Annotated in this window: 6 protein-coding genes; 5 read left to right on the top strand and 1 reads right to left on the bottom strand. The window is 67.6% G+C overall.

What is annotated here, in order from left to right; translation table 11 throughout:
* The 5 genes from AB4Y84_RS11510 to leuB all read left to right on the top strand — a co-directional run.
* Nucleotides 1–623: alpha-isopropylmalate synthase regulatory domain-containing protein (locus tag AB4Y84_RS11510; RefSeq protein ID WP_442250152.1), on the top strand; the 623-nt coding region annotated here is incomplete at its 5' end.
* 10 nt (nucleotides 624–633) lie between these two features.
* Nucleotides 634–1,413 carry a class I SAM-dependent methyltransferase gene (locus AB4Y84_RS11515; RefSeq protein ID WP_363731746.1) on the top strand — a complete coding sequence of 260 codons (780 nt, stop codon included), beginning with the start codon at nucleotides 634–636 and terminating at the stop codon, nucleotides 1,411–1,413.
* A 63-nt stretch (nucleotides 1,414–1,476) separates the two neighbouring features.
* Nucleotides 1,477–2,895, top strand: a complete 1,419-nt coding sequence (leuC, locus tag AB4Y84_RS11520; protein ID WP_279208690.1) for a 3-isopropylmalate dehydratase large subunit — start codon at nucleotides 1,477–1,479, stop codon at nucleotides 2,893–2,895.
* Nucleotides 2,895–3,473 (top strand): 3-isopropylmalate dehydratase small subunit, encoded by a 579-nt coding sequence (gene leuD, locus AB4Y84_RS11525; RefSeq protein WP_032977269.1) that lies wholly within the window; start codon nucleotides 2,895–2,897, stop codon nucleotides 3,471–3,473. The genes leuC and leuD overlap by 1 nt, the downstream gene beginning before the upstream one ends.
* Complete coding sequence (gene leuB / locus AB4Y84_RS11530) at nucleotides 3,463–4,524, top strand: 3-isopropylmalate dehydrogenase (protein ID WP_442244364.1); 1,062 nt, start codon at nucleotides 3,463–3,465, stop codon at nucleotides 4,522–4,524. The genes leuD and leuB overlap by 11 nt, the downstream gene beginning before the upstream one ends.
* A 99-nt stretch (nucleotides 4,525–4,623) precedes the next feature.
* Here the strand turns inward: leuB and AB4Y84_RS11535 are convergent.
* Nucleotides 4,624–5,582 (bottom strand): hypothetical protein (locus AB4Y84_RS11535; protein ID WP_442250153.1); only part of this gene is annotated, 959 nt, incomplete at its 5' end.

Here is a 5,582-nt window from a genome sequence, read left to right on the forward strand (position 1 = left end):
CCTACGAAATCATGCGTCCGGAAGACGTGGGCTGGGAGGACTCGCAGATGGTGCTGGGCCGCCACAGTGGCCGTGCTGCCGTCGAAGCGCGCCTCCGCGCCTTGGGCTTCTGGCTGGAGGAAGACGAGCTGAAGCTGGTGTTCGAGCAGTTCAAGGGCCTGTGCGAGCAGCAGCGCGTGGTCACCGATGCCGACCTGCAGACGCTGATGCAGGGCGGCTCCAACGCACAGGGCTACCGCCTGGCTTCGATGACCATCAGCGATGTCGGCAGCCGTGCCAATGCGCTGGTCGAACTGTCCGACCCGGACGGCAACCGCGTGGCCGAGACCGCGCAGGGTGATGGCCCGGTCGACGCACTGTTCGGCGCCCTGTCGGCCGCCACCGGCGTGCAGCTGATGCTGGACAGTTACCACGTGCACAGCGTCGGTATCGGTGCCGACGCGCGTGGCGAAGCCAACCTGAGCGTACGCCACGAAGGCGTGGAGTACGACGGCACCGGCACCAGCAAGGACATCATCGAAGCGTCCGCGCTGGCCTGGCTGGACGTGGCCAACCGCCTGCTGCGCCAGCGCCAGGCCAACGCCGGCATCAGTACTGAATCACCTGCCACCGCCATTGCCTGAGGAATGTGAGATGAGCGCCTTCGACACCGCAACCACCACCAGCAGCGCTGGCCAGCAGTGGAATGCCCAGGACTATGCGATCGATGCCGGCTTCGTGCCGACCCTCGGTGGCGCCGTAGCGCGTCTGCTCGACGCGCGGGCCGGCGAGCGCATCCTCGACCTGGGCTGTGGCGATGGCGTACTCACCACCGAACTGGCCCTCAGCGGCGCACACATGCAGGGCGTCGATGCCTCGCCGGAAATGGTGATCGCCGCACGTGCACGAGGTGTCGATGCGCAGGTGATGGACGGCCACGCCCTGGCCTTCGATGGTGCGTTCGATGCGGTGTTCAGCAATGCAGCCCTGCATTGGATGCCCGACCCGGACCGCGTGCTGGAGGGCGTGCGCCGCGCCCTGCGCCCCGGCGGGCGCTTCGTCGCCGAGTTCGGCGGCCATGGCAACGTGGCCACGATCGTTGCTGCCGTGCAGGCCGCGCGCGTCGCCCATGGCCATGGTGCCAGCGCATTCCACTGGTACTTCCCCAGCGCTGATGCCTACGCAGACCGCCTGCGCCAGCATGGCTTCCAGGTGCAGCTGATCGAATGCCTGCCGCGACCGACCGCGCTGCCGACCGGCGTTGCCGGCTGGCTGCGTGTGTTCGCCGCTCCGCTGCTGGACGACCTGCCGGCCGAGACGCGCGCCACGGTGCGCGATGCCGCTACGGCCCTGCTGGCCGACCTGCCGCGCAATGCTGCCGGCCAGCCACTGGCCGACTACGTGCGCCTGCGCGTGCTCGCGCGGCGCCGCTGACCTGCCCCTGTTACTTTCTCTCTCTTCGATGTCCGCTACTCCGTACTCCTGCCAGGCAAACGCATGACTTCCGCACCCCGCACCCTGTACGACAAACTGTGGGACGCCCACGTGGTGGTTCCAGAAACCGACAGCGCGCCCGCCGTGCTGTATATCGACCTGCACCTGATCCATGAAGTGACCTCGCCGCAGGCCTTCACCGAGCTGCGCGAGCGGGGCCTGAAGCCGCGCCGTCCGGATCGGACCAAGGCCACGATGGACCATTCCACGCCGACCCTGCCGGCCGCTGCCGACGGCACGCTGCCCTACGCCAGTGCCGCCTCCGAAGCACAGGTCGCGATGCTGGCGCGCAACTGCGCCGAGCACGGCATCGAACTGTTCGACATGGCCTCGGACAACCGCGGCATCGTCCACGTGATCGCACCGGAACAGGGCTTCACCCAGCCGGGCATGACCATCGTCTGCGGCGACAGCCACACCTCCACCCACGGCGCATTCGGGTCGCTGGCCTTCGGCATCGGCACCAGCGAAGTCGGCCATGTACTGGCCACGCAGTGCCTGCTGCAGCGCAAGGCGAAGACGCTGGCGATCACCGTCGATGGCAAGGTCGCGCCGGGTATCGGCGCCAAGGACGTGGTCCTGCACATCATCGGCGTGATCGGCGTCAATGGTGGCACCGGGCACGTGATCGAGTTCCGCGGCAGCACCATCGAAGCGATGGACATGGAACAGCGCATGACCCTGTGCAACATGTCGATCGAAGCCGGTGCACGCGCCGGCATGGTCGCGCCCGACCAGGTGACGTTCGACTTCGTCGCCAATACGCCGCGTGGCCCCAAGGGCGCCGACTTCGACGCTGCCGTTGCCCGCTGGACGCAGCTGCGCAGCGATGAAGGCGCGCGCTTCGACAGCGAGGTGCACATCGATGCCGCCGATATCCGCCCGACCCTGACCTGGGGCACCCACCCCGGCACCGCCATCGCGGTGGATGCGCCGATCCCGGCGGCTAACGATGCCGCCGCGCAGAAGGGCCTGGATTACATGCACTTCCAGGCGGGACAGACGCTGGCCGGCACGCCGGTGGACGTGGTGTTCGTCGGCTCCTGCACCAATGGCCGGCTGAGCGACATGCGCGAAGTGGCACAGGTGCTGCGCGGCCGTCGCGTCGCCGAGCGCGTGCGCATGCTGGTGGTGCCTGGTTCTGAGATCGTCAAGCGCCAGGCCGAGGCCGAAGGCATCCATGAGATCGTGCGCGCGGCCGGTGCCGAATGGCGCGAACCGGGCTGTTCGATGTGCATCGCCATGAATGGCGACCTGGTCGCCCCCGGCCAACTGGCGGTCAGCACCAGCAACCGCAACTTCGAAGGCCGCCAAGGCCCGGGCTCGCGCACCCTGTTGGCCTCGCCGATGAGTGCTGCCTGGGCCGCGGTGCAGGGCCACGTTGCCGATGCCCGTGAACTGTTCGCCCAGGAGGTGGCCTGATGAGCGGCTTCCGCACCCTGAGCTCGGCCAGCGTGGTGCTGCGCCAGACCAACATCGACACCGACCAGATCATTCCGGCGCGGTTCCTGTCCACCACCGAACGTGCTGGCCTGGGCCGCAATGCGTTCAACGACTGGCGCTGGCAGGCCGATGGCTCGCCCGTGGCGGACTTCGCCTTCAACCAACCGCACAATGCCGGCCGCAGCATCCTGCTGGCCGGGCGCAACTTCGGCTGCGGCTCATCGCGCGAACATGCGCCGTGGGCACTGACCGATCTCGGCCTGCGTGCCATCGTCAGCAGCGAGATCGCCGACATCTTCCGCGGCAATTCGCTGAAGAACGGCCTGCTGCCGATCGTACTGGACGAGGCCGACGTGCAGCTGCTGATGCAGCGCCCTGACGATGAGCTGACCATCGACGTTGCGGCGCGCGAGCTGCGCACGCCCGATGGCCGCGTCTACTCCTTCCCGTTGGACGGCTTCTCGCAGACCTGCCTGCTGGAAGGCGTCGATCAACTGGGTTATCTGTTGGGCCGTGTCCCTGAAATCGAACGTTACGAGAGTGAGCATGCACGCTGAAATTGTTGTCCTGCCCGGTGATGGCATCGGCCCGGAAGTGGCCGCCGCCGCGGTCGCCGTTCTGAACGCCGTCGCCAGGCGCTTCAACCACACCTTCACCTTCAGCGAGCACGACATCGGTGGCATCGCCATCGACCGCCATGGCGAACCGCTGCCGGCATCGACCCTGGCCGCCTGCCAGGCCGCCAACGCTGTGCTGCTGGGAGCCGTGGGCGGGCCGAAGTGGTCCGACCCGAACGCCAAGGTGCGCCCGGAACAGGGCCTGCTGGCGATCCGCAAGGCGCTGGGCCTGTATGCCAACCTGCGCCCGGTGCGCACCCATGAAGCCGCACTGCACGCCTCGCCGATCAAGGCCGAGCTGCTGCAGGGCGTGGACTTCGTGGTGGTGCGCGAGCTGACCGGCGGCATCTACTTCGGCGACAAGACCCGCGATGCCGACAGCGCCAGCGATCTGTGCCGCTATACCGTGGCCGAGATCGAGCGTGTGCTGCGCAGTGCCTTCCGGCTGGCGCAGCAGCGTCGCGGCAAGGTCACGTCGGTGGACAAGGCCAACGTGCTGGAAACCTCACGTCTGTGGCGTGACGTGGCCGCGCGCATCGGCCGCGAGGAATTCCCGGACGTGGCGCTGGAACACCAGCTGGTCGATTCGATGGCGATGCACCTGCTGGCCAAGCCGCGCGAGTACGACGTGATCGTGACCGAGAACATGTTCGGCGACATCCTCACCGATGAAGCCTCGATGCTGGCCGGTTCGCTGGGGCTGCTGCCTTCGGCCTCGCTGGGCGAGCCGGGTGCGGTGGGTATCTACGAGCCGATCCACGGCTCGGCCCCGGACATCGCCGGCAAGGGCATCGCCAACCCGTACGCGACGATCTTCAGCGCGGCGATGCTGCTGCGCCATTCGCTGGGGCTGGAAGCCGAAGCCGCAGCGGTGGAAGCGGCGGTGCATGCGGTGCTTGACGATGGCGTGTTCACGGCAGACCTGGCGACGAAGGGCACGGCGGTGAGTACGGCGGCGGCTACCGACGCGGTGCTGGCCAAGCTGGGCTGAAGCAGGCGGGTGCCGGGACATGCCCGGCACCCTTTGCATGTCAATCGGTAGCAGCGAGCCCTGCCCGGCGTGCTGCTGATCGCCCGGCATGAGATCCGCTCAGCGCGAAGTGCTGCGCGCGTAGTCGCTGGCGCAACCGGCAACAACGCGACCTTCGTCGGTGCGCATCACGATGTGCTGCGGGATCCAACTGCCACCGCTGAAAGCAACCGGAGGCAACAGGCGCTGCCAAGCGTCCTTGCCGACCGCGTGCGAGGTGTCCATGCCCGCTTGGGCAAGCACTGGCGCCACTGCAACGCCAMCGAGATCCGCGCCGAAGAAACCACCGAACGCCAGCGCAATCGTGTGCGTGGAAACGCCGTACGCCTGGATGGGCGCCTGCAGCCCGATCAGCAGCAGGTGCAGATCATCATCACCAACGGTGTAGTTCACCTCGTTGACCGAACGGACATCCTGCGGCCATTCGAACTGCGGCTTTTCGGAAAGCCGCTGCCAGAACGCCTGCAGCCGGCGCATGCTGCCTTCGTCGGCGCGGCAGTGGATGGCATCCTGCAGGTCCTGGACGTCAACAGCCGGTACCTGAGGTACGGCTGCCTTGCTATCTTTCGTGGAAGGCGCGCAGCCCAGTCGATAGCCGTCGCCCGCACTGCGCACGATGATCGACGTGGTGGGCGCCGACCACAATTCGAACGGCTCCCGCAGCGAGCTCGACTGCAGCCGCAAGCCGTGCGCAGCGACGATACGATCGCGCTGTGCCGGGTCGAGCGCAACCGAGAACCCGAACGCATCAGCAAACAGCCGCGGCACTTCGACACCGTGGACCGTCATCGACTGTGGCGGAGTGATGACGGTCACCCGGTGATCGTCATCCTCACCCTCCTGCTCGAATCGCCAGTCGCGCAGGTACGGCGGTCGTTCCGCAGCGTCGGCATAGCGTGCCGCACGCAGTCGGCTGACGACGGCCTGCTGGACGTCCGCACTCGCGCCGCACTCAAGTACGTCCCGCAGGCCGTGCTGGAACAGCAGAGCATCGGCGTCAGCCGGCTGCGCAATGGCAG

This window comes from Stenotrophomonas sp. 2YAF22 (genome assembly GCF_052114665.1).
GTDB lineage: Bacteria > Pseudomonadota > Gammaproteobacteria > Xanthomonadales > Xanthomonadaceae > Stenotrophomonas > Stenotrophomonas indicatrix.